The sequence below is a fragment of the Stenotrophomonas sp. I18B00994 genome (genome assembly GCF_014145825.1).
GTDB lineage: Bacteria > Pseudomonadota > Gammaproteobacteria > Xanthomonadales > Xanthomonadaceae > Stenotrophomonas > Stenotrophomonas maltophilia.
This window is the reverse complement of record NZ_JACIUW010000004.1, coordinates 207,732-231,436: the sequence shown is the minus strand read 5'-3', so window position 1 is coordinate 231,436 and position 23,705 is coordinate 207,732. Positions and strand designations below refer to the sequence as shown.

Annotated in this window: 24 protein-coding genes; 11 read left to right on the top strand and 13 right to left on the bottom strand. The window is 62.6% G+C overall.

Annotated features, from left to right (window positions below; all coding sequences use genetic code 11):
- The first annotated feature begins 56 nt into the window (after positions 1-56).
- From H4O10_RS06425 to H4O10_RS06410, 4 genes are all read left to right on the top strand, one after another.
- Positions 57-1,280 (top strand): efflux RND transporter periplasmic adaptor subunit, encoded by a 1,224-nt coding sequence (locus H4O10_RS06425; protein WP_005409110.1) that lies wholly within the window; start codon positions 57-59, stop codon positions 1,278-1,280.
- A gap of 112 nt (positions 1,281-1,392) precedes the next feature.
- Entirely contained in the window at positions 1,393-4,563 is a 3,171-nt protein-coding gene (locus H4O10_RS06420) for a multidrug efflux RND transporter permease subunit (RefSeq protein ID WP_005409111.1), read from the top strand.
- 64 nt (positions 4,564-4,627) lie between these two features.
- Complete coding sequence (locus tag H4O10_RS06415) at positions 4,628-5,365, top strand: SDR family oxidoreductase (protein WP_005409112.1); 738 nt, start codon at positions 4,628-4,630, stop codon at positions 5,363-5,365.
- Entirely contained in the window at positions 5,359-6,780 is a 1,422-nt protein-coding gene (locus H4O10_RS06410) for an efflux transporter outer membrane subunit (RefSeq protein WP_049395951.1), read from the top strand. Before H4O10_RS06415 ends, H4O10_RS06410 begins: the two co-directional genes overlap by 7 nt.
- Before the next feature lie 41 nt (positions 6,781-6,821).
- Here the strand turns inward: H4O10_RS06410 and H4O10_RS06405 are convergent, their stop codons facing one another.
- Positions 6,822-7,199, bottom strand: coding sequence for a VOC family protein (locus H4O10_RS06405; protein ID WP_005409114.1), 378 nt, complete (start codon positions 7,197-7,199; stop codon positions 6,822-6,824).
- A gap of 139 nt (positions 7,200-7,338) precedes the next feature.
- On the opposite strand from H4O10_RS06405, the gene H4O10_RS06400 reads away from it, so the two are divergent.
- Positions 7,339-7,602, top strand: a complete 264-nt coding sequence (locus H4O10_RS06400; RefSeq protein ID WP_049395953.1) for a hypothetical protein — start codon at positions 7,339-7,341, stop codon at positions 7,600-7,602.
- Between the two features lie 50 nt (positions 7,603-7,652).
- Here H4O10_RS06400 and H4O10_RS06395 read toward each other — a convergent pair whose 3' ends face one another.
- The 7 genes from H4O10_RS06395 to H4O10_RS06365 form a co-directional block, all read right to left on the bottom strand.
- Positions 7,653-8,609 carry a toll/interleukin-1 receptor domain-containing protein gene (locus tag H4O10_RS06395; RefSeq protein ID WP_080334826.1) on the bottom strand — a complete coding sequence of 319 codons (957 nt, stop codon included), beginning with the start codon at positions 8,607-8,609 and terminating at the stop codon, positions 7,653-7,655.
- A 35-nt stretch (positions 8,610-8,644) separates the two neighbouring features.
- Positions 8,645-9,496: an endonuclease/exonuclease/phosphatase family protein gene (locus tag H4O10_RS06390; protein ID WP_049397842.1), complete on the bottom strand. Its 852-nt coding sequence runs from the start codon at positions 9,494-9,496 to the stop codon at positions 8,645-8,647.
- Between the two features lie 138 nt (positions 9,497-9,634).
- Positions 9,635-9,862: a hypothetical protein gene (locus tag H4O10_RS06385; RefSeq protein ID WP_223846394.1), complete on the bottom strand. Its 228-nt coding sequence runs from the start codon at positions 9,860-9,862 to the stop codon at positions 9,635-9,637.
- Positions 9,863-9,921: 59 nt separating this feature from the next.
- Positions 9,922-10,158 carry a hypothetical protein gene (locus H4O10_RS06380; protein WP_024956430.1) on the bottom strand — a complete coding sequence of 79 codons (237 nt, stop codon included), beginning with the start codon at positions 10,156-10,158 and terminating at the stop codon, positions 9,922-9,924.
- A gap of 87 nt (positions 10,159-10,245) precedes the next feature.
- Complete coding sequence (locus tag H4O10_RS06375) at positions 10,246-10,950, bottom strand: PA1136 family autoinducer-binding transcriptional regulator (RefSeq protein ID WP_049397841.1); 705 nt, start codon at positions 10,948-10,950, stop codon at positions 10,246-10,248.
- A 5-nt stretch (positions 10,951-10,955) separates the two neighbouring features.
- On the bottom strand, positions 10,956-11,828 hold the full coding sequence (gene hchA / locus H4O10_RS06370; protein WP_024956432.1) for a glyoxalase III HchA: 873 nt from the start codon (positions 11,826-11,828) through the stop codon (positions 10,956-10,958).
- A gap of 84 nt (positions 11,829-11,912) precedes the next feature.
- A complete protein-coding gene (locus tag H4O10_RS06365; RefSeq protein ID WP_049397840.1) occupies positions 11,913-13,934 on the bottom strand; it encodes an alpha/beta fold hydrolase in 2,022 nt (673 codons plus the stop codon).
- A gap of 153 nt (positions 13,935-14,087) precedes the next feature.
- Between H4O10_RS06365 and H4O10_RS06360 the strand changes: the two genes are divergently transcribed.
- Positions 14,088-14,549: an isoprenylcysteine carboxylmethyltransferase family protein gene (locus H4O10_RS06360; RefSeq protein WP_005409122.1), complete on the top strand. Its 462-nt coding sequence runs from the start codon at positions 14,088-14,090 to the stop codon at positions 14,547-14,549.
- Between the two features lie 13 nt (positions 14,550-14,562).
- Here the strand turns inward: H4O10_RS06360 and H4O10_RS06355 are convergent, their stop codons facing one another.
- Complete coding sequence (locus H4O10_RS06355; protein WP_044569880.1) at positions 14,563-15,045, bottom strand: hypothetical protein; 483 nt, start codon at positions 15,043-15,045, stop codon at positions 14,563-14,565.
- Positions 15,046-15,345: 300 nt separating this feature from the next.
- Between H4O10_RS06355 and H4O10_RS06350 the strand changes: the two genes are divergently transcribed.
- Complete coding sequence (locus H4O10_RS06350) at positions 15,346-15,921, top strand: hypothetical protein (protein ID WP_099596223.1); 576 nt, start codon at positions 15,346-15,348, stop codon at positions 15,919-15,921.
- A gap of 198 nt (positions 15,922-16,119) precedes the next feature.
- On the opposite strand, the gene H4O10_RS06345 is transcribed toward H4O10_RS06350, so the two are convergent.
- A complete protein-coding gene (locus H4O10_RS06345) occupies positions 16,120-17,796 on the bottom strand; it encodes a type 4 pilus major pilin (RefSeq protein WP_259394411.1) in 1,677 nt (558 codons plus the stop codon).
- Positions 17,797-17,900: 104 nt separating this feature from the next.
- Complete coding sequence (locus tag H4O10_RS06340; RefSeq protein WP_076738497.1) at positions 17,901-18,230, bottom strand: conjugal transfer protein TraD; 330 nt, start codon at positions 18,228-18,230, stop codon at positions 17,901-17,903.
- A gap of 294 nt (positions 18,231-18,524) precedes the next feature.
- Here H4O10_RS06340 and H4O10_RS06335 point away from each other — a divergent pair, with 294 nt between their 5' ends.
- Positions 18,525-20,303 carry a MobA/MobL family protein gene (locus H4O10_RS06335; protein WP_258015425.1) on the top strand — a complete coding sequence of 593 codons (1,779 nt, stop codon included), beginning with the start codon at positions 18,525-18,527 and terminating at the stop codon, positions 20,301-20,303.
- Between the two features lie 850 nt (positions 20,304-21,153).
- On the opposite strand, the gene H4O10_RS06330 is transcribed toward H4O10_RS06335, so the two are convergent.
- Both H4O10_RS06330 and H4O10_RS06325 read right to left on the bottom strand, forming a co-directional pair.
- Positions 21,154-21,564, bottom strand: coding sequence for a hypothetical protein (locus H4O10_RS06330; protein WP_024958273.1), 411 nt, complete (start codon positions 21,562-21,564; stop codon positions 21,154-21,156).
- 62 nt (positions 21,565-21,626) lie between these two features.
- Positions 21,627-21,965 carry a helix-turn-helix transcriptional regulator gene (locus H4O10_RS06325; protein WP_049441679.1) on the bottom strand — a complete coding sequence of 113 codons (339 nt, stop codon included), beginning with the start codon at positions 21,963-21,965 and terminating at the stop codon, positions 21,627-21,629.
- 101 nt (positions 21,966-22,066) lie between these two features.
- Here H4O10_RS06325 and H4O10_RS06320 point away from each other — a divergent pair, with 101 nt between their 5' ends.
- From H4O10_RS06320 to H4O10_RS06310, 3 genes are read left to right on the top strand one after another with little or no spacing between them, the layout of a single operon-like run.
- Positions 22,067-22,546 (top strand): hypothetical protein, encoded by a 480-nt coding sequence (locus H4O10_RS06320; RefSeq protein ID WP_099595919.1) that lies wholly within the window; start codon positions 22,067-22,069, stop codon positions 22,544-22,546.
- A 10-nt stretch (positions 22,547-22,556) separates the two neighbouring features.
- Positions 22,557-22,856, top strand: coding sequence for a hypothetical protein (locus H4O10_RS06315; RefSeq protein WP_024958276.1), 300 nt, complete (start codon positions 22,557-22,559; stop codon positions 22,854-22,856).
- Positions 22,857-22,891: 35 nt separating this feature from the next.
- Positions 22,892-23,428, top strand: coding sequence for a hypothetical protein (locus H4O10_RS06310; protein WP_004153229.1), 537 nt, complete (start codon positions 22,892-22,894; stop codon positions 23,426-23,428).
- The last annotated feature ends 277 nt before the right edge of the window (positions 23,429-23,705 follow it).

Genomic DNA, 23,705 nt, shown 5'->3' with positions numbered 1-23,705 from the left:
GATTTTTGCAACACGTTCTCGTATAGCTGTACCACCCCTCCGTACGGATGCATGCCATGACTTCCCCCAATACCACCCCACATCGTTTCGGCCATCGCATTGCGATGGTCGGCGTGTCGATCCTCGCCGCAGCCGTGCTTGCGGCCTGCAGCGGCGGCCACGCCGAAGAAGCCGGTGCACCGCCGCCGCCGCAGGTCAGCGCCGCGCCGGTACTGGTCAAGCAGGTCAGCCAGTGGGACGAATTCAGCGGCCGCGTCGAAGCGGTGCAGAGCGTTGAACTGCGCCCGCGCGTGTCCGGCTACATCGACAAGGTCAACTACGTCGAAGGCCAGGAAGTGAAGAAGGGCGAAGTGCTCTTCACCATCGACGCGCGCAGCTACCAGGCCGAGTACGATCGAGCGGCTGCCGAGCTGGCCCGCGCCCGCACCCAGGCCACGCTGGCCCGCAGCGAGTCCGAGCGTGCCAAGCGACTGTCCGAGCAGCAGGCGATCTCCACCGAGACCGCCGAACAGCGTCGCGCGGCCGCCGACCAGTCCGGTGCCGCCGTGCAGGCCGCGCAGGCTGCGCTGGACGCGGCCCGGCTCAACCTGGAGTTCACCAAGGTGCGTGCACCGATCGACGGCCGTGCCGGTCGCGCGATGGTCACCGCCGGCAACCTGGTCACCGCCGGCGACAGTGCCAGCGTGCTGACCACGCTGGTCTCGCTGGATACCGTCTTTGTCTACTTCGATGCCGACGAAAGCACCTTCCTGCGCTACGCCCAGATGGCACGCAAGGGCGAGCGCCCGAGCGAGCGTGACAGCGAACTGCCGGTGAAGGTTGGCCTGTCCGGCGAAGAGGGCTACCCGCACTCGGGCAAGGTCGACTTCCTCGACAACCAGGTCGCCCGCAGCACCGGCACCATCCGCGTCCGCGCACTGCTGGACAACGCCGACCGCCAGTTCACGCCGGGCCTGTTCGCCCGCGTGCAGCTGCTCGGCAGCGGCCAGTTCCAGGCGCTGCTGATCGATGACAAGGCCGTGCTGACCGACCAGGACCGCAAGTATGTCTACGTGGTCGACAAGGATGGCAAGGCCCAGCGCCGCGACATCCAGCTTGGTCGCACCGCTGATGGCCTGCGCATTGTCGAACACGGCCTGGCCGCGGGCGACAAGGTGATCATCGACGGCGTGCAGAAGGTCTTCATGCCGGGCATGCCGGTGCAGGCCAAGGCGGTGGCGATGCAGCCACAGCCGGCGCCGGCACCGGGCCGCGATGCCACCGCCGCCCTGAAGCACTGATCCGCGTCCCCGCTTAGCTGCCGGCGCCAGCGGCAGCCTTCCCTGCCTTCGTCATTTCGGCGAGGGGCAGGGTGGCTGTTGCCCGCCGAATGCCTTTCCCAGGAATTCCTCCATGGACTTTTCCCGTTTCTTCATCGACAGGCCGATCTTCGCGGCGGTGCTGTCGATCGTGATCTTTGCCGCAGGCCTGATCACGATTCCAATCCTGCCGATCAGCGAGTACCCGGAAGTGGTGCCGCCGTCGGTGGTCGTGCGCACGGTCTATCCGGGCGCCAACCCCAAGGTCATCGCCGAGACCGTCGCCACGCCGCTTGAAGAAGCCATCAACGGCGTCGAAGGCATGATGTACCTGAAGTCGGTCGCCGGTTCCGACGGCGTGCTGCAGATGACCGTCACCTTCCGCCCGGGCACCGACCCGGACGCAGCGGCGGTGAAGGTGCAGAACCGCGTGGCGCAGGCGCAGGCGCGCCTGCCCGAGGACGTGCGCCGGCAGGGCGTGACCACGCAGAAGCAGTCGCCGACCTTCCTGATGGTGGTGCACCTGACCTCCCCGCAAGGCAAGTACGACACCCTGTACCTGCGCAACTACGCCCGCCTGCACGTCAAGGATGCACTGGCGCGCATTCCGGGCGTCGGTGATGCGCAGATCTTCGGTGGTGGCGACTACGCCATGCGCGCCTGGCTGGATCCGGACAAGGTGGCTTCGCGCGGCCTGACCGCCAGCGACGTGGTGCGCGCCATGCGCGAGCAGAACGTGCAGGTGTCGGCCGGCCAGCTCGGCGCCGAACCGCTGCCGGACAGCAAGTTCCTGACCCTGATCAATGCCCAGGGCCGGCTGAAGACCGAAAAGGAATTCGGCGACATCGTGCTCAAGAGCGGCACCGATGGCGAGATCGTACGCCTGTCCGACGTGGCCCGCCTGGAACTGGGTGCGGGTGACTACACCCTGCGCTCGCAGCTGGACGGCAAGAACGCGGTCGGTATCGGCATCTTCCAGTCGCCGGGTGCGAACGCGCTGGAAATCCGTGACCAGGTCATCTCGACGATGGACGAGATGCAGAAGACCATGCCGGCCGACGTGAAGTACGAAGCGGTGTATGACACCACCATCTTCGTGCGCGACTCGATCAAGGCCGTGGTCTCCACGCTGCTGGAAGCGATCGCGCTGGTGGTGCTGGTGGTGATCCTGTTCCTGCAGACCTGGCGTGCCTCGATCATCCCGTTGATCGCGGTGCCGGTGTCGGTGGTGGGTACCTTCGCCGCGCTGTACCTGCTGGGCTTCTCGATCAATACGCTGAGCCTGTTCGGCCTGGTGCTGGCGATCGGCATCGTGGTCGACGACGCGATTGTGGTGGTGGAGAACGTCGAGCGCAACATCGAGGAAGGCCTGTCGCCCACCGCCGCGGCCCACCAGGCCATGCGCGAAGTGTCCGGCCCGATCGTGGCGATCGCGCTGGTGCTGTGTGCCGTGTTCGTGCCGATGGCGTTCCTGTCCGGTGTCACCGGCCAGTTCTACAAGCAGTTCGCGGTCACCATCGCCATCTCCACGGTGATCTCGGCGATCAACTCGCTGACCCTGTCGCCGGCCCTGGCCGCGCGCCTGCTGAAGGCCCACGGCGCACCGAAGGATGGCCCGAGCCGCCTGATCGACCGCCTGTTCGGCTGGGTGTTCCGCCCGTTCAACCGCTTCTTCAAGTCCAGCTCGGAGAAGTACGAGCGTGGCGTGGCCCGCATCCTCGGCCGACGTGGCGCGGTGTTCGTGGTCTACGCGATCCTGCTGGTCGGTACCGGCGTGATCTTCAAGCTGGTGCCGCCGGGCTTCATCCCGACCCAGGACAAGCTGTACCTGATCGCCGGTGTGAAGCTGCCGGAAGGTTCGTCGATCGCGCGTACCGATGAAATGCTGCGCAAGGTGGCCAAGATCGCCCAGGAAACCGATGGCGTGGCCCACACCATCTCGTTCCCGGGCCTGAACGCGCTGCAGTTCACCAATACGCCCAATACCGGTGTGGCGTTCATTCCGCTCAAGCCCTTCGCCGAGCGTCATGGCCGTACCGCTGCGCAGATCAATGCCGAGATCAACCAGAAGATCGCCGGCCTGCAGGAAGGCTTCGCCTTCGCGATGATGCCGCCGCCGATCCTCGGCCTGGGCAACGGCAACGGCTACCAGATGTTCATCGAGGATCGCGGCAACCTGGGCTACGGCGCGCTGCAGAATGCGGTGCAGGCGATGCAGGGCACCGTGGCGCAGACGCCGGGCATGGCCTTCCCGATTTCCAGCTACCAGGCCAACGTGCCGCAGCTGGATGCCGAGGTCGACCGCGTCAAGGCCAAGGCACAGGGCGTGCAGCTCACCGAACTGTTCGACACCCTGCAGACCTACCTGGGTTCGGCCTACGTCAACGACTTCAACCAGTTCGGCCGTACCTGGCAGGTGATCGCCCAGGCAGACGGTCCGTTCCGCGAGACGGTCGAGGACATCGGCAAGCTGCGTACCCGCAACGACCGCGGCGAGATGGTGCCGATCGGTTCGATGGTCACCATCAAGCAGACCTTCGGCCCGGACCCGGTGCTGCGCTTCAATGGTTACCCGGCAGCGGACCTGGCCGGTGAAGCCGACCCGCGCCTGCTGTCCTCGGCCGAGGCGATGACCAAGCTGACCGAGATCGCCGGCAAGGTGCTGCCGGTGGGCATGACCACCGAATGGACCGACCTGAGCTACCAGCAGGCGACCCAGGGCAAGGCCGCCTTCATCGTGTTCCCGGTGGCGATCATGCTGGCCTTCCTGGTGCTGGCCGCGCTGTACGAGAGCTGGTCGCTGCCGCTGGCGGTGATCCTGATCGTGCCGATGACCCTGCTGTCCGCGCTGTTCGGCGTCTGGCTGACCGGCGGTGACAACAACGTGTTCGTGCAGGTCGGCCTGGTGGTGCTGATGGGCCTGGCGTGCAAGAACGCGATCCTGATCGTCGAGTTCGCCAGAGAACTGGAGATGGGCGGCAAGGGAATCGTTGAAGCTGCGCTGGAAGCCTGCCGCCTGCGCCTGCGCCCGATCGTGATGACCTCTATCGCGTTCATCGCCGGCACCGTGCCGCTGGTGCTGTCGCACGGTGCAGGTGCCGAGGTGCGCTCGGTGACCGGTATCACCGTGTTCGCCGGCATGCTGGGCGTGACCCTGTTCGGCCTGTTCCTCACCCCGGTGTTCTACGTGGCCCTGCGCAAGTTCGTCACCCGCAACGGTGGTGGCCAGCTGGTGCAGCACGGCGAGCCGACCATCCACCACTGACATGGAACCCCGTCGCCGCCGGTCAATGGCCGGCGGCGGCTTCCCCCTCACAAGGCATGCATCCATGAATACCCATCAGAACAAGATCGCGCTGGTCACCGGCGCCACCCGTGGCATCGGCCTGGAAACCGTGCGCCAGCTGGCCCAGGCGGGCGTGCACACGCTGCTGGCCGGTCGCAAGCGTGAGACCGCCGTTGAGCTGGCGCTGAAGCTGCAGGCTGAAGGCCTGCCGGTCGAAGCCCTGCAACTGGACGTGACCGACGCGGCCAGCATCGCCGAAGCGGTCGAGCAGGTACGCCAGCGCCATGGCCGCCTCGACATCCTGGTCAACAATGCCGGCATCATGATCGAGAATCCCGCGCAGGCGCCGTCGGAGCAATCGCTCGAGACCTGGAAGCGCACCTTCGACACCAACGTGTATGCGCTGGTGGCGGTGACCCAGGCATTCCTGCCGCTGGTCAAGCAGGCCAAGTCCGGCCGCATCGTCAATGTGTCCAGCATGCTCGGCTCGCAGACCCTGCACGCGGATCCCTCCTCGGGCATCTATGACTTCAAGATTCCGGCGTACAACGCCTCCAAGGCCGCGGTGAACAGCTGGACCCTGAGCCTGGCCTACGAACTGCGCAACACGCCGATCAAGGTCAATACCGTGCATCCGGGTTACGTGAAGACCGACATGAACGGCGGCAACGGCGAGATCGAAATCAGTGAAGGGGCGCGGTCCAGCGTGGAAATGGCACTCATCGGTGAATCCGGTGCCAGCGGCAGCTTCACCTACCTGGGCGAGGTGCTGCCATGGTGATCCGCACGTTGGCGATGGCCGTCTCCAGCCTGGTGCTGGCGGGCTGTGTCAGCGTCGGCCCGAACTACAAGGCGCCGGTGCAGGACCCGGTGGTGCTGCAGGGGGCGCAGCAGCCGGTGTTCAGCACTACCTCGCCGGTGGCCAGCTGGTGGGCGCAGTTCGATGATCCGGTGCTGGAAGAACTGGTGCACGGTGCACTGTCGGATAACCTGGACCTGCGCGTGGCCGTGGCCCGCGTCAGCCAGGCCCGTGCGGTGTTCGTCGAAAGCCGTTTCGACCAGGCCCCGCACATTACCGCGGGCGGCAGCTACGACCGCCGCAAGCAACCCGATCCGCAGCTGGGTGGGCAGCGGGTGTTCAGTGAAAGCTACCAGCTCGGCTTCGATGCCGGCTGGGAGCTGGATCTGTTCGGCCGCAAGCGCCGTGCAGCAGAAGCCGCGCGCGCCGACCTGGACGCCGAGCAGGCCAACCTGGCCGATGCGCAGGTACTGGTCGCCGCCGAGGTGGCACGCAACTACTTCGAGCTGCGCGGTACGCAGAAGCGCATCGCGGTGGCCCAGCACACCCTGGTCAACCTGCGCGATACGCAGAAGCTGACCGAGGCGCGCTGGGAGCTGGGCGCCGGCAGCGAGCTGGACGTGCAGAGCAGTCGCGCCCGGCTGAAGGCGATCGAGGCCGATATCCCGCTGCTGGAAGTGGCCGAAACGCAGTCGCGCAATCGCCTGGCGGTTCTGCTGGGCCAGCGTCCGGAAACGCTGACCGCCATGCTTGCGCCGCACGACGTGCCGGCATTTGCCAAGGCGCTGCCGCTGGGCGATACCCGCGAGCTGCTGCGCCAACGCGCCGACGTGCGCGTGGCCGAGCGTCGCCTGGCCGCTGCCACCGCGCGGGTGGGCGTGGCCACTGCGGACCTGTTCCCGCGGCTGTCACTGTCCGGTTTCGTCGGCTTCCTCGGCGGCGACGCCAGTGGCCTGGTCAATGGCAACAACAAGGCCTGGTCGCTGACGCCGTCGCTGAGCTGGGCCGCGTTCGACTTCGGCACCGTGCGTGCACGCCTGCGTGCCAGCAAGGCTGAAGCCGAGGGTGTGGCTGCGCAGTATGAGCAGGCCGTGCTGCTGGCGCTGGAAGACACCGAGAACGCGCTGACCCGCTATTCCAAGCAGCAGGCGCGGCTGGCGATCGTGGTCGAGCAGGCGCAGGCGGCACGCCGGGCTGAGTCGCTGGCGCAGATCCGCTACCGCGAGGGCTCGGAAGACTTCCTGACCCTGTTGGATGCGCAGCGCACGCAGCTGGCGGCCGACGATGCGTTGGCGGCGGCTGAGTCCGAGGTCAATGTCAGCGTGGTGGGCGTGTACAAGGCACTGGGTGGCTGGGGGCAATCACCGCAGCCGCCGAGCGTGGTGCAGGTGCAGTAACCGCAGGGGACGGAAGCAGTGGCTTCCGTCCCTTTCTTCTGTCAGGGCCAGTGATTGGCCGGTGTGTCGCGCTCGCGCATGCGCACGATGCAGAAGCGATGGCCGGTGGGTGCTTCCATCACCCACCAGCGTTTGACGAAGCCGATCCGGCGCGCGCCGAGTTTTTCCAGTCGATCTGCCTCGGCATCGATGTCGTCGCTCTCGATGTCCAGGTGCACCCGTGAGGGGTGAGCTACACGTTGCACTTCCACGTTCAGGCCCGCGGGTGCGCCCTGCAGGTCGGCGTACTCGGCGCCATCTTCGCCATACGACGGCTGCGCCTGCAGACCGAGTGCGGCCGCCCAGAAGCGTGCGCCTTCGTCAGCGGGCGTGTCCTGGCAGTCGATGATGAATCCGGCCAGACGGCTCTGGTGCGCCATGACGTCCTCCGCAGATCGGGAATGGAGGGAGGGTAGCGCGTCGCGTGCTGTGGACGTTGTCACAGTCATGACGTTTCTGACTCTGCCAGAACCGGGGCCTGCGGTGTAACTAGTGGGGCAGATTCCGGGAGGGATGGCGATGAGCGACGACAAACGTGATACCCAGCGCATGCTGTTTGGTGATCCGGGACCGCCTGGCGCAGGGCTGTCGGTAGCGGTCGTAGTGCTGATGGTGTTGGCTACCATGGCGGCTGCGATCGGCTTCATGCGCCTGCCGGACCAGATGCTGGGGCTGGGCCTGATCGGCATCTCCGTGTTTCTGGCGGTCGGTGCCCGCATCTGCCAGGCACGCAACCAGCATCAGGCGCTGTACCGGCTGATGTCGCGACAGCCGCGGCATTGAGATTGCACCGCATTGAGATCCTGAACGAAGCAATGGCCACACTTCCAGAATTACACTTGGCCTGCAGGTGGGAATAGACGCGACATCACGCGGTAGCCATCGGAACTATTCAGTAACGTTCTAATGATCTCTTCTCCATCAACATGAAATGATTCATGGGACTTGATGTAGCAGAAAAATTTTTCAGCAAGAACGGAGCCGGCTGAATTGAATGCTCCATGCAGCTCCGGCCTTGAACGGTCAAGGAACAGCACCGAAGCAACAGCAGTTCCCAGGGCCCGCATCGCGAGAGAAGGACCGCTATGGTCCCAGAGCCAGCGACCCTTTGCCGGACAGAAGTCCTCGTTGTCATCGTGAATCATGTAGTTCCAGTCGGGGCTCTCGTACATCCAGTCTGGTGGCGTAAGGAGCCTGCCGTTGTAGAGAACTTCATGGGTTCTCGCTGAGCCGGTAAATCTCACTCCGTGGTGCTGAAGCCAGCAAAGTGCACGTTTGCTCAGTGCGTGATACTCGAGACGCTGCCGTACCCCCTGTGTAATCTGGGCTTGCGTGGATCCATCGGTTGCCGCGAGCAGAAATTCACCCAATGGAATGCTCTCCGAATGCAGTTCGGTGAGATCCAGGTATGCTCGTCCTTGTAGAACAGGAGGGAGTGCTGTGCGGGCTTCAGCATCGAGGATGACTGGGACGATTCGCACGTCGGACTGATCCACGTGCTTCTCCAGCATAGCCAGTTCGCGATTCAATCCTGAGCCGGGTCTCGACATGGCCGAGAGAAAGTCGCTGTCACAAAGGCAGAAAACGATCAGTGGGCGTTCCGCAAACGCGCGTTCAATCAGCTTGTCGATGTTTTGACCAAAACCGACGCTGTCCCTGTCCCAAAAGACTCGATACTTCCAATCCAAGTTGCGGACAATGTCGCTACGGATCCATTCCTTTGCATGAAATTGCCCGCCCCAAGCGTAAGAAATGAAGACAGATGCATCTTCGCGCCAAGGTGTGTCCATTCAGTCAGTATGATTGTTTTGGATTCGACCGGATTCTACTCAGGCCAGTCCAGCTCGACCACCAGCGGGAAATGATCCGAAGGCAGCACGCCGTCGATGCGACGGTCATCGGTCAGGAAGCTGCGTGCATGGAAGCCACGCACCAGCACCCAGTCCAGCTGCACGGTGGCCTTGCCGGTGAAATCGTGGAAGGTCAGGCGTGGCCCCTGCGGAACCTTCACCTGGGTATGGGTGTCCTGCAGCAGGCGGGTGAATGCCTTGTAGGTGTCACCACCGGGCTCGCTGTTGAAGTCACCCGTCAGGACCACCGGCAGATCGGCCGGCAGGGCTTCCACGCGCTTGCCGATCAGCTCGGCACCCTTCACCCGGCGCGGTTCATCCTCGTCGCGGTAGGGCAGGTGGGTATTCATGAAATAGAAACGACGGCCATCGTCCAGGCGGCGGAACAGGGCCCAGGTGACCATGCGCGGGTACAGGTTGCCCCAGGTGATGCTGCCGGGTGCGTCGGGTGTATCGGACAACCAGAAGTTGCCGGACTCCTCGATGGCCAGCACCTTGCTGTCGTAGAACACGCCCATGTGTTCGTCACCGCTGCCACCACGGCGGCCTTCGCCGAACCAGCGGTAGCCGGGCAGGTGTTCGGACAGGTAGTCGGCCTGCTCCTTCACCAGTTCCTGGGTGCCGATCACAGCCGGGTGCGCATCGAGGATGACCTTGACCATGGCATCGCGGCGGTCGGGCCAGCGCTTGCCCGGTTCGGTATCGGCCGGGGTGCGTACGTTGAACGACATTACTTTCAGTGGCGCCGGTGCAGCAGCCCAGGCGACGGCAGGCAGCGCAAGCACCAGCAGCGCACACAGCGCGGGGCGACGGAAACGCGACAACATCGTGGAATCCCTCCATTCCATGAAAACGGTTTCATGAAGCATGCCATGGAAGGCGAGGGCAGCGGTATGCCGGGATGGGCGACTGGGAGATGCCGGACGGGCGCTGGACGCTCCGCCCGGCAGATGCCCCTTGCCCGATCAGGGGTCGTAGATCATCCCGTTCTCGTCGCGGTTGTAGTGGTCGCTGACTACGCGGGTGCCGTCGTCATGGACCACGTACAACGTGCAACGCTGGTGGAACACGTTGCCGCTGATGCGGAAGGGCACGCACTCCTCCTGCAGGCCGACCTCTTCGGCTGCATTCGCCGGCGGCGAGGGCACCAGGGCGGCAAGTGCAACTACTGCAGCGAAAGAAAAAGCGGTCATTCGATTGTGCAGCGTCATTGATCACACTCCTTGGAGTCGTAGTCGGTGTCCGATGCAGATCAGTCTGCCGGGAGGTACCACTGACCGTTCTCGTCTATCCAGTACACCGACGTGAGAACGGTGCCGTCTGCCAGAGTGCGGGTGACGGTGCAGCGCTGATGCACGAGGTTGGGCCCAAGTCTTACGGGCACGCAATCGGTCGTCGATCCGGGGGACCCGGCCGCGTGGCCGGTTGCCGGTACCACACTACCCAATGCCAACATCAATGCAGCCATCGCGGCCAGTTGCAGTTTCATAAGCATCATCCTTGCTTTCTGCAATCGCGCACATGCGCATGGCGTGTGTAACACGCGAGCCAAACCGCCGGAAGTGTCTCGCCGTGATCAGTCTTCGATCTCGCCGCGACGGCTGGCAGCACGCACTGCCTGCGCGGTGGTCGCCACACCCAGCCGTTGCCGCGCGTGGCGCAGGTGGTTCTCCACGGTGCGCGTGGAAAGCCCAAGCGTGGCCGCGATCTCAGCTTGGCGACGGCCAGCGGCGACCCAGCGCAGCACTTCGCGCTCGCGGTTGCTCAGTGCGCTTCCCGAAAGCTCGGCAGGCGATTCGGCCAGATGGCGCGCGGCACGGAATGCTGCAGCTGCAGCAGCTTCCAGCTGCAGTCGCGCGCTGGCCGATGCATCGATCGCTGTCCCGGCAAAACTGATCGCGCCTTCCAGACCGGTGGTGCCGAACACCGGCACCTGCAGACCGTGCAGGCCTTCACCACGTGGCTGCTTCACCACCTGATAGCGTTCGCCGCGAACACCCTGGCGCTTGCTCCAGAAGAACGGCGCGTCACTGTCCAGTACGTGGCGATTGACCGGGCAGGCGTGCAGGTAGCGCGCGAGGTCGGTACTGCTGCCGTCGCCGAACCAGTCGCCCTCGATCCAGTACACGCGCTGTGTACCGCGCTCCAACCCCGTGCCGGTGGCGAACACCAGCACGCGGTCGTAGCCGAGCGGTGCAGAGATGCTGCGTAGTACGGAGCCCACCGCACTCAGTGAGCGGGCGCGTTCCAGTTCCAGCAACGCCTGCACCAGTTCGCTCATCCGGGTCAGCGGCTGGCCAAGGCGTCGAGCAGCGTGCGTGCGGCCAGCTTGCCCAGCGCATTACCGGCCAGCGGGCTGTCGCCGGTCAGCAGCAGGCGATCCTGCAGCACGCTGCCATCGATGCCGTCATTGACGATCTGCACGCCCTGCTGCGCCAGGCGCTCACCGAAGAACCACGGCAGCTGCCCGGGCATGTAGCCGATCTCCGGCGTCTGCCGGTCCATCGCATCGGGGAAGGCACAGATGCGGTAGCCGCGGAACAGCGAACCACCATCGGCCTCGTCCACGCCTGCGGCCAGCAATGCGGCCGGGCCGTGGCAAAGGGTGATGATGTGACGTTGCTCGGCCATCGCCCAGTGCAGGGCTGCCTTTACCGCGCGACTCTGCGGCAGTCCGATAAGGGCGCCATGGCCACCGGGAATGAACACGGCGGCATAATCCGATGCGGCATCGAGGCCTGCCACCACCTCATCCAACGGCAGCGGCTGGCGGAAGCGCGACTCGTAACGTTCGTACAGTCCACCGATCTCCGTGTCCTCACGCGGGAACGCCCACCACTCGAACTTGGCGGCGTTGCCCGACAGCGTGGCCACATCGATGTCGAAGCCGGCCTTGTCCAGGTGGTACATCGGCAGCAGGGTTTCCACCGGATGGTTGCCGGTGGAGAACAGGTGGCCGTTGGCAGTGGGCAGATAGCGTTCGTCCGCAGCGATCATCAGCACCTTCCAGCGGCCATCGCGGCGTGCGTCCGGATAGTCGGCACCGGACAGGTTGCTCTTGGGCGATGTGAACTGCGACAGCGAGTAGGGCGACGGGAAGAAGGCATCGCGCTCGGCCGGGTCGGGGCTGGGCTGGCGGCTGGGCTCTTGCGTGTTCATGCGGACCTCCAGTGGGGTGGTGGAATCCAGCATAGAAGGGCTGATGCGTACAGGCGATGAGGGTTTTCCCTCAGCCGCGCGCAGCTACTTCACCGTGGCCGAATGCTGCTGCATGTCTTCATGCAGGATCCGCCGCAGTTCGACGATGGCCGGCGTGGCTTCCTGCACGCTGTGCCCGGATACGATCACCTTCTCCGAATCCGCGTGCGGCAGGTGCGAGCTCCAGTAGGGCACCAGCCCGTCGTCGGTCTTTTCCAGCGGCCCATCGGCCTTGGCGCGCGCGATGATCGAGTGGTAGTGCACCTTCGGCGACATCGGCAGGTCGGCCACCGCGCGGACGAAAGGATCGTCCTTGTCCAGATTCTGGATGCTGTTCATCTGGTAACCGTGCTTGCCATCATTGCGGTCGATCTGGCCGTCGTTGGCGATGGTGGCGACGTCTTCCAGCACGGTCAGCGGCAACCGCACCAGGCGACCGATCCAGCGGCCCAGGCGGGTGCCCGCCACGTCGGTGCCGCGGTGTGGCGTGGCGATGAATACCACGCGCGATACTTCCGGTTCCGGCAGGAAAGTCAGCACCGGTGCGCCCTTGGTACGCAGCAGTTCACGCTGTGCCGGCGTCATCTGCGCAGTCTCCAGCAGGGTGTCGACCAGATGATCGCCGGAAGAGGAGATCATCAGCCGCGCGATCACGCCACCCATGCTGTGCCCGACCAGCACCATGTCATGCGAAGCCTGCGCCTTGCCGCTGGGGTCGAAATGCTTGAGCACTTCGGACAGCGTATGACGCATCGCATCGTGGCTCATCGCGATGGGCATGTTGGTCGGGTAGTAGAACTGCCAGACTTGGAAGTCCTGGCGGATCTCGTCGTCGCGCATCAGTTCGTTGGCGACGTTCACCCAGGCTTCCGGGCTGCTGGCCAGGCCATGGATCATCAGCAGCACGCGGCGGTTCGGATCGTAGGGCTGCATCATGTACAGGTGCGGCGTGTCGATGCCGCCCTTGCCACCGAACAGCGAGCGCAGCGACTGGTGGCTGAAGTTGGAACGGGCCAGCCACAACGCATAGCCGGCGGTGAAGTTCGCGGCCAGCGGAACCTGTTGGCCATGCAGGGTGACTTCCGTGACCTGGTAGGGATCGTGGATCTCCAGCTCAGGCTCGTCGTCGTGCAGCACTTCCCACAGGTTCTTTCCCGAGAAGCGCAGCAGCACCGTCATTGAAGGGGAGGGCATCTCGCTCCAGCTCTGCGCGGCCGAGGTGCTGGCCTGCGCGGCGGGCGTCGCTGCCGAAGGCGGGGTCGCCGTGCTGCCAGCTGGATCGTTCATCACCGCCACCAGTTCGGCACCGAAGCCATCGCGGCGATGCACGCTGCGCAGCGTGCCAGTGAACGACAGCGAGGCCGCCGGTACCAGTTCGGTAGGGGTACGCGTATCCAGCGGTGATGCTTCGCCTGAAGGGGCCAGCACGAAGGTCCAGCGGCCCAGCTGGAAGTGGCTGGCCTGGCCGTGCACGCGGCCCGTGGCATAGGCGTCGTACAGCTGTACCGAGGCTTCCTGCACGGCCAGGTTGTAGTAGTCGCGCACCTGGGTCTGGCGATCTTCGAAGCCGCGCTGGTTGGCGGTGCGCTCGGTGAAGAAAAGATAGGCATAGGCCTGGCGCGCGACCTGCATCCACGCATCCAGGCGCGGTTGAAAATCGGCATCCAGCTCGGTGATCGCGCTCTTGGCGCGGCCGGATGCCGAGTACTCACGCTTCGGCGCCGGCAGGGTCATCGCATACTGCAGCCACAACTCGGCCAGGCTGGAGCGTTTGTCTTCCTCGCGCACCACGATGCTGCTTTCCATCGCCTCGATGCAGGGCAGGCCCGGTTTGGCGCATACGCCTTCATCGAGGCCGGCCACCCGCAAGGTCTCCGTGGTCGCCGCGCTGAGCTTGCCGGAAGTAAGGATGTCACCGCGCTTGAGCGCGATGTACTGGCCGGGCGTGACCGAGGCCACCTGCACCGACGGCCCGAACTGGCGCAACGTGGCGCAGCCGCCCAGGGTGAGCAGCACAGTGATGATGAGGGTCGTGCGGCCGATGAAGCCCAAGCCCGTGGTTGCCATACGATCCTCCTGCGCGGTGGCGCCACTCTAGCGGTCGGCATGTCAAAGCGGAAGATACCGGGCGGTCGGTTTGGGGCGCTCAGGCGCTGCCATCCAAGCGATTCAGCCGGTTCCGTGTGACACTGGGGTGAATGGGGTTATGCAGGGACTGCGATGACGTGGCTTGAGACCCGGATCCCGCCGCCGCTGGTGATGCTGCTGTGCGCGGGGATCGGCTGGCTTGGGAGCCGACTGTGGCCGGAGGCGGTCTTGCCACTGCCGATGCGGGCCCTGATGTCAGGCGGGGTGATGGGGATCGGTGTGGCGCTGAACCTGCTGCCGAAGCTTGCGTTCCAGCGGGCGCGCACCACGGTCAATCCGCTGCGCCCTTCCGCATCAAGCGCGCTGGTCACGCGCGGCATGTACCGTTACACGCGCAATCCGATGTATCTGGGCCAGGCAACGATCCTCACTGGCGCAATGTTGTACCTGCAGAACACGATCGCGTTGCTGGCTGTGCCGTTGTTCGTGCTCTACATCACCTGGTTGCAGATCATGCCGGAAGAGCGGGCGTTGCTGGCCCGCTTCCCCGACGTGTATCCGATGTTCCGCCAACGTGTGCGGCGTTGGCTGTAGCGGGCTTCACCCGTTATCGAGAAATCTGGCACTTCACGGCAGCGGAATAGCCTTCGTAGTCATCGCCTGCGATCACGTGCAGGGTGTGGCGCTTGTCGATGGTCTTCACGTATGAAGGTTCCTCCGTGTCGGCGTGTTCGTTGACCGTGTTCACTGACCACGCTTTGGCCAGATGCGTGGCGTCAACGCCGTTCAAGTAGACGAAGAGGCTCTTCTCGCCCTCGGCCACGTTCACATCGGCACTGGTGACGGTACCGCCGAGCAGGGCGACCGGCTTGTCCTCCGGCTCGAAGGTGCCACCCGGTTTCCTGGCCAGGCCAGCGGCCTGCAGTGCATCGATGGCGTCGGCCTCGCTGAAGTCCGAGCCGGCCTTGCAGGCCAGCAGGGCTTCCAGCGTGGCGGTGCCGGGGGGCGCGATGGCCGGTGCCGCGGCGTGGGTGGCTGGGGTTGCGGCGAGGGCGGTAAGGAGTACGGAAATCGTGAGAGCAGCTTTCATGGCAGATCCTTCTGGCGGTCGCGGGGTGGGGCTGCAGTGTGGAGGTGTCATCCCGATTATGCGCCACGCGTCCTGCGCGACGTGCAGGCACAAAAAAGCCGGAACTCCATTGACGGGAGATCCGGCTTCTTGCGGCCTCGACAGGCCATACAGATGGTGGAGGTGGGCGGAGCCGTTTACGCCCATTTGCAACCTATTGAAAGCAAACGATATTTAGCTTTCAAAAGGTGCAAATTTTGATGCCTCTGATGATACCCGGCATGGGGCCGAGGTGCAAAGCACAACTGCTTAGGAGCGGTTGTGCGCATTGCATCGATGATGGTGGTGTTGACCATTTGGTTTGGAGCGTGTGGTGAGGTCGTGGCGCAGGCCGGTTCAATTCCGCCAGCCGGAACCAAACAGGGTTGGGAGCGCCAGCATCTGGGCGACCATGTCAGCGAACCCGGCGAGACATTACCGGACTTCCTCCGACGCACCGGGCGAGTGCTTCATGACTACACCCGCCAGAGCGGGAACGAGGCCTGTGGCGCGATTGCCAGCGACGACCAGCGTTTTTCCCTGCGCCTCTACACAGATGGCGTGCCACACGGCTGTGCCATACGGACCAGCGAGGTGATGGAAGGTTCTGCTTTCACCGGCGAAACCATCCACAGCCATCCTTGGCAGAAGGTGCTGACGATGACACCGGCTGCCAGGGCGTGGAGCCATTTCTACAAAGACGGCAATGCCGGGGCCCCGACCCTGCGCAACGACGGAGCAGCAGGGTTCAGCAAGGCCGACCGCGCTAACGGAGACGGTTGGCTGATTGCTGGCGGGCAGCTGCTGCATCTGGTCAACGGAAAGACCGAGCGCCTTGGCCCGGTCTCCACGGAGTGATGCAGGTCCAAGGCTTGACAACGCCTTGAGCTGCCTTAGATTTGGAACGTCGGCAGTTCACTGCCCTCTGGGCAGCTTAGAGAAATTAGAGAAATTGCTTTGCCCGCCGACACCCAAAGCCCTCGCTCGCGCGGGGGCTTTGCTTTTTTGGCTTGGCTTGGCCCGGTCTCCCTCTCCGCGGAGTGAACCAATGGCCGTTTACTGGCATTGGAACTCGAAGGCTGACCAGTCCGATGCGCCCACGGTCTGCCAGTAGAACGCCGAGCCAGCTCCGACCACCTCACAGGCGCACTCTGTCGGCCAACTAACTGGCCCGGTGCTTGGGGAGCCAAATCCAGGCATTGGTGTCAGCTTCTGTTTAAGTGCGGCGACGCAGGTCCGGCGCTCTGGCGTCAATGCCTGTTCTTGAGGCCTCGCGAGGCCACCCGAAAACGTCGCGTCATCGTTGGTATTAACGCTCTGCGTGCAGTGAAATCCGTCAGCGAGGAACTGCGACACCGAGCAGAACACGCCCCAGCCGTAAAGCCCACCGTCGCCCCAGGAAATCCACGATTTCCCGGTGTAGGTCGGATAGGTTCTTGCCGGAGGTGCAGGGGGCGTGCAGGCGTTGGAGGTGGTAACCCAGCCACTGGATGCCGTGTAGGTGCCGCTCCAGCTCTCTGAGGTGCTCGACACCGGGGACCCGGTCGCGGCCGGACAGGACCAAGACGTGGTGCGCGTGCCGTTTTCAACGCGGTTGCGTTGTTGCCAGTGCTGACCCGCCTGCCCAGCCGGGCAACCCACGTTCTGGCTCTCTGCTGGCGCGGCGCGCGTGATTGCAACGCTGGTTGGCGGCGCAGACGTGCATGCGGGAGCACAGATACTCGCTGCTGCCGGTAACCAGGCTGACCATGGTCCCGTCAGCGCGATTGGGCTTGCGAACGGGTCGGGGCATGAATACGTCGTAGTGCGGGTGCGGGTCTGCGGAAAAGAAGTGGCGCCACTGATGGTGAGAGTGCCTGAAGGACAAACGCCCGTTTGCGCCGCGCTTTCGCTCAACGGTAAAGGCGCTGAGCAGACGGGTGTGATGACGGGAGGGACAGTAGGAGGAGTGACGTCGGGTGGCGCCGGTGGTGCGGTTGGAACTGGAGGTTGAGCGGCGATTGGCACGCATAACGCCAGCGGAGACCAGCAAGCAGGAGCAGCTACCGAATTCCAAATAAACGAACACGTTTGACCGATAGGTGTCGTTCCTGTGGCTGGAGCCGTGGGAGCCGCTGCGCAGCCAGGAGATGGAGCAGGTGGAGTAACAGCTACGGGCGGTGGCGCCACCACCGGCGCCGGTGGTGGCGGAGCTGATGTTGCAGGGGGTGGTGGCAGTGCAACGGGTGTGAGAACTTGCGCTGACAGGCCAGTAGCGCCGCCGTAGTATGTGAACGCGAGCCGCGCTGGATTCCTGCATTGTTGAGTCGCGGCTTGGATGTCCAATACAGTCGGACGACCATTGTTGCTTCGATGGAAGACGGATGTATCGCCTATTTCCAGGTCATACATGCCTTCACTTGCTGCAGCAGCTAGCTTTAGGCACGCACGCGTTGGAACCGCGTGGTAAACAATCTTCAACCCTGCGTTGGGGCGACCATCAATGGTGGCAGGCTCAAGAATAACGGGTTGCGCCCATCGGCTCATTAGGCCAACGCCAGAGTTCATTGAAACGGGTGGAACGCGGTCGGCAATAGCCTGAGCGGTTGTCAGTCCAGCATAGGAGCCGAGCGCTCCATGCGTCATGTCTGCATTTCGAGCAATGGTGTGAATATTCGCTTGTTCCGCGCGAACATCTGCGTTGTTTGCCGATGACTGATAGATAGCGAAAGCCGCACCGGAAAGTAGTGTCATAGCGCCTACTGCCAGCATCACCTCGATCAATGAGATGCCACGTTGCCGATGTTGGTGTCTCAGTTCACAGAGAACCGCATGATTTAGTTGTGAAGGCTTCATGGTCAGCGCTTCCTTGCACGGGACGCTTCTCGCTCCGCTAGATAAATGCGCCCGCGTGTGCGCATTCCATCTCTTTGTTGAGCGTTTTCCGGTTTTTCAATGCGATCTCGATACGCAAGTAGTAGGCCAACAAGCTCGGCCTCATCCAATGCATCAGCCCCCGCAGCGATGACCGCGCCGCCCAGGAGAATCTTGCGGTGCGCGTCTGCTTTGCGTTCGCTCGCTCTTGTCTTTGCTTTTGATCTTTGCTCGGCCAGCATCTCCCGTGCTTTCAATTTTGCGAGACGCTCAGTGGCGGCGGTTATTTGTTCTTGTATAGAGCGTGTTGCCATTGTTGAGCTCTCCTGATGTCCTGCACCTCATGCAAACAGAAAATCGGCTATTGGCAAGTCATCGACTTGTCATATTGCAATTACCTGCCATCCTGAAATAGAGGGGCACGGGCGAGCGAGAGCGAGCCAGCCCCAGCGGGAAACGCGAGCGAAGCGAGCCCCGGTCTCTTGCCCGAAGCCGTCACGAATAGTGGCGGCAAGGATCAAAGCAAGAGCGCACTTATGGTTTCCCTGCGGGAAACCGTGCGCCGGGGCTCCGCCCCAGACCCCGGCCCGCTTCGCAGGCCGCCCCCGATGCTAGCCCCCTCGGGGGCGTCGCCAAAAACAAGAATAGGAGCAAGGACAAAAATCGAAATGGCCATTTATCACGCTACCGTCAAATCCTTTTCGCGCGGCAAGGGTCATTCCTCTACTGCCGCTGCGGCGTATCGTGCGGGCATTGTGATTAATGACGAATTGACCGGTATCAAACACGACTACACAAGGCGCAGTGGCGTTTCCTCGGTTGATATGTTGGCCCCGCAAAATGCCCCCGAATGGGCGCGAGATCCGGTCGCCTGTTTCAATCGCTCGGAAATGGCCGAGACCCGGCTAAACGCCAGGACGGCGCGAGAGCTTGAAGTTGCTCTGCCTGCAGAACTGAACGAAGCGCAGCGTCGTGCGCTCGCGTGCGACTTGGGTCAGATGTTGGTTGACCGCTATCAGGTTGCGGTGCTTGTTGCAGTCCATGAGCCCGATAAGAACGGAGATGAGCGCAATCACCATGTGCATCTCCTGATGACACCGCGTCAGATCGGTCCTGATGGGCTGGGTCCACGTGCATGTGCTGAATTTGATGCGCGTGGTGGCGCAGGTCCGGAGGCTATCCGCATTCTTCGTGAAGCGGTTGCTGACCGTATCAATTCGCATCTGGAACGAGCACAGGTCGCTGAACGTGTCGATCATCGCAGTCTGGCTAAGCAAGCGCATGCCGCCGAAGCTGATGGCCATATTGGGTTCGCTGCCGTGCTGGCTCGCGAAGCCACCCAGCACGAGGGTAAGGCAGCAACCGCGATGCGTAGGAGGGGGGAAGATAGCGAGCGGGGGACGATAAACAACCAGATTAAAAATGCCAATCGCATTGAACTGCATGACTACCTGGAACGCTTGGAGCAAGAGGGAAGGGTGATGGCCACGCCACGCTCCCATACGCAAGAAGCAGCTCAACGTGAGCGGCCTGCAGCGGTTGGCAAAGAAGAGCGGCCACACCTCGGGCAGGTCGCGGTGGCGCACCCACGAGCGCGAACAAGGCCAGTATCAGTAGCGCAGCGCACTGGGCGAGTGGGGTCGGGCGCCCAGCGCTTTCCGCCAAGTCTCAAGCCAGCCTTGATGAAGGCGGCTAGCCGCCTTCGTAGCACGATTGCAAACAAGCAAGCAGACGAGGCCATGGCTCGTTACGACGCTGAAATAGAGCAGCTGGAGATGGAAGCTAGGCGGCTGTGGCTGGAGGGTATAGATGCCACCGTTCGGCAAAGTCTTTCGACGGTCGCCAAGCTCTTTGACATGTCGAGCAGGGCGGGCGCCTACCCCCAGAGGGCGTCATATCGAAACGATATGCGCGAGCTTCACAGTTCATTGAAACAGGTGGCTCGTGACACCACTCGATGGGAGCGCAGGCTACAGGCTGAAGTTAAGGCAGACATTTCACTCACGGAAGCCAAAATGAAATTGGAGACATGGGAAAGGAAAAATCCCAAGCCGTCGTTCTGGAGCGGTAGCAGGCGCGATTGGGCGCAGCGGCGTCGGAGTGGTGAAGAGCGCATTGAGCGGCGCAGGACGCGGCGCGATGCTGCGCGTCTAGCTACAGGCCCGGAAGCACAGGTGAAGTATGCGGCGCAGGCAGCTGCGAGTGTCGAAGCTTTGGATAAGCTCGCAGCATCAATGCTGAAGCGCTATCCAATCACTGCCGATACAGCACAGCCGCACAAATCGCAGCGCCCTGGACCGACCTCAACGCGCACGATTACGGAGCAACTGAACGATAGCCAGTTGCAGCAAAGGGGCCAAAGAAGATCTCGCGGGCCTCACGTCTGAAGCTAGAAAGAACAATGCCCCCGAAGAAGATTCGGAGGCATTGACAGAATTGGCGTTGGCCTCATGCTGTTTTTTAGCGGCAGCGCGTTGTTAACAGCAACGGCTGCGAGTAGGTAGAAAGCAGCTCTACACACCCAGGCATCGGCCCCAAGCAACAACATAGCCGACATCGGGAAGAGCGCAACCCCTCGCAACCCAGCTGGAACCAATGGCTATCGCACGGAGGTCCGATTAGTTCGCGCCCGGTGACAATCCGGGGCTATCCATCTCCTACGGATAGCGGCCTTAAACCGTGGAGGAATACGTCCACATCCGGCAGCATGGCTTCTGCGTCGCGGAGGTTCCAAGGCATGGGTTCCCTAGCTGGCCTTGGATTGTGTGCCCCGTCTCGGGTCGGCCGTGTATGCGAAGGGCAAGATTGGAGAGCGTCAGGCGACAGCCTGATCACGGGGCAAAGCCCATGGGAGAGACGCCAGTGAATGCTGGTGGCAGGACCCCAGCCCCGGCGCCATGTCAGGCGTGAACCTGCCGCAGCTGTGTATTGACAGTGATCACAGCGCCGACGATGGTCCTCTGCCTAGGCAAGAGTAGGCCGGCCCGGCAAAGGTCCCCAGGCTCGCTTATTGCGGGTTGGGGGAGACTTTGCCTCGGTCGGTCGGCGGTTAGAAGCAAAGACCGAGGCAAAACAGCGGGCCCATAGTGTCCTGAGTCAGCAGGAAGATGTGTCCTGAATCGGGGGCGGAGGTGGCCTTGTCCGTAAAGGAGCACTTGGAGTTCTACAGCAGAAAAACGGAGCGGACCGAAAATTTCCGGGCGCCGACGAATGTTTTAATGTTCGGTCAAAGGCACATCAGATTTGACCCCAAGGAAGGAAGAAGCGTCGTCCTACCTTTAGGCCGCGAATTCGAGCTTGCCAGTCACTGATCTGTTTTATGAAGCTATCGACGGGATGCGCCGAGTGCTTACATGCTGCTATGGAATTTAGAAGCTCATTGCTAACTTGCATCAAGGAAATTCCGGCGCCCTTGTGCTTGAGAAGGAAGAGCTCGGATGCTATCAGGTGAAGTTCTTCACTCTTATCTGAACTGATGATCTGTGTGTTACTGGCATCGCCCATGTAGTTGATTGATCGAATAGCTCGAAGTGCCTCGTATTTCAGCGCATTGAACTTTGAGAGCTTGGCCATCAGCAAGCCCGAGTAGTATCCAGCGGCCGTGCCGGGAATCAATGCCATCAGGAGGTCGTAGGCGAGGCTTGTCATTAGGGTCTTCCTTGCTGGCACCTAGGCATAGCGTAGGAAGTCGCTAGGCCGTTCGGTGCGCGTCACTTGCTAGCGGGGGCGAGGCTTTTTAGAAGCGCCAGTGCTTCTTTCTGTTTTCGGGCATCAAGCTGTGTCAGCACCAAGATTGCCTCCGCAACCACGTCAGAGGCAGCAAGGAAGTAAGCGGCTGGGAGATCCAGAAGCTCCGCGAGCTTCTCAATGGTCTCCAGATCAGGCTTATGAAGGCCCCTCTCATACCTGCTGATGCGGGGCGCAGTGGTGTTTGGGTCATCCACTCCCATCAATAGTTCCCCTAGCTGGGCCTGAGTCCAGCCCTTGGCTGCGCGTGCGGCGCGGAGGCGTTGGCCAAGAGCAGTGGTTGTTGGTAACGGCGCGGGCATTCGGGGCAGCAAGAAGGGCATTGACTACCCGAAGTGTGCCCGCCTAAGCTTAGCCGGTCATTTGCATTGAACGCAAATATTCGTTGGGCGAGGAGGTGGTTATGGATATGAGGTGCTGGGCATTGGTGGGTCTTCTGGCGTTCACTGCTTCTGCTGACGCTATGCCCAGCCTGTCGTGCCAACTGCAGACTGGCCAGTTCAGGGTGGATGGGGGAGGGCGGCCGAAGGTATCCGCTTTCATTTGGGCCACGGGTCATGGCTCCGCGATCCCCACCGGCCCCATCCGAACCAGCATCGGCCGCATCGACTCCGTCGAAGGCCGGGACTACAAACGCGCTATCAAGCTCGATGGAAAGCCGGTTCTGCTGCCTCCCGAAGCGCATAGCGTCATTGGCTTCGGCAAGGTCTATGACTTCAAGGATGCCGTCGCTCTGGTCTATCTAGGGGAGCGTGAGGAGGACTCCTCTGCGCGGCCTAGTCAGATCGTGATCGTCATCAACAAGGCCGGGTCACTGATTGATAGCGAAGTCCTACCTGGCACTGCAACGAATCCGGGCAATCACTGCCTACTCATCGACTGAAGGAACACACATGAAGAAGCTTTGGACGCTTTCCGCTACTGCGCTGCTGGTTGCTTGCTCGGGTGGTCCTGGGAGCGGCGATGTTGAGAAAGCCTTGGCCGTGTATTTCAAGGAGGCGACGGGAACGACGATGACGTTTGAGCACTTGAAGGTAGGAGAGTGCGTGCGTGGGGACAGCCCCGGCTATGCGTGCAGTGTCACCGGAACTGCGCGGTATCAGCTGGGCACTCGCACTGAGCAACAGCAGCTTGTCGGCACTTTCGTCATCGATAAGGTCGATGGCACTTGGACTGTCGTAGACCGTCGCTGACCCAGGTCCTTCCCAACCATCGCTAGGAAGCTCGTATGTGGACCTTGTTCAAGGTAGTCCGCTGGATCATCACCGGTCTTGCACTTTGGTGGCTGTGCGGTGTGGTGTTCGAAAAGGGCACGACGGCTGAGGGTGCCGTGTTCGGGTTGATGCTGTTCGGGCAGCTGGTCTTCTGGCCCCTTGCGCTGCTGTGGGGCTTGCCGTGGCTGTTCCGTCGCCGCGCGCCCAAACTGAAGAAGCATAGGCCTGAAGAGTTTGAGCCCACTGTTTGCCATGACCATATCGCCTTGGACCTGGGCAGGGACACTATCTGGATCCGGGAGCCCGTGAAGGGCGAGCGCTACCTGCGGCGGGCTGAAGTGCTCGCCATCCGCACTGGGGAATACAGCTACAAAGGAGTCATCACCCATCGTCTGGAAGTCCAGGTGCGGGACGTTGTTCACCCGCTCTGGCTGGTTCCTTTCGTGCGCCACTCCGACCGTTGGCTCAAGAGCACAGCTGTCAATGAGACTGAGAGGGATGAATGGTTCGCTAGGATGAAAGCTTGGCTTACTGAAACGCGCACCATCTAAGCAGCCCCATTCCAGCGAATGCAGCTAGGCAGGAAAGCAGAGTGGCCCATCCTCCATGCGCGGAATGATGGGCCTATGTTGCCTCTTAGTCTTCGCTTTCCTCAGGCTCCAACTTGCTCAGTTCTCCCAGTCGCAATAAACCGCGCTCGATCATGCTCTGCGCACAAGCAACACAGTATCGATCCCAGCCCCGGTCTTTTCGCACCCCTAGTCGAATGTCTCCGCGTTCGATCCTATGTTTACTGTTAGCTTGGCAGTTGTGGGCCTTCTTCGCCCT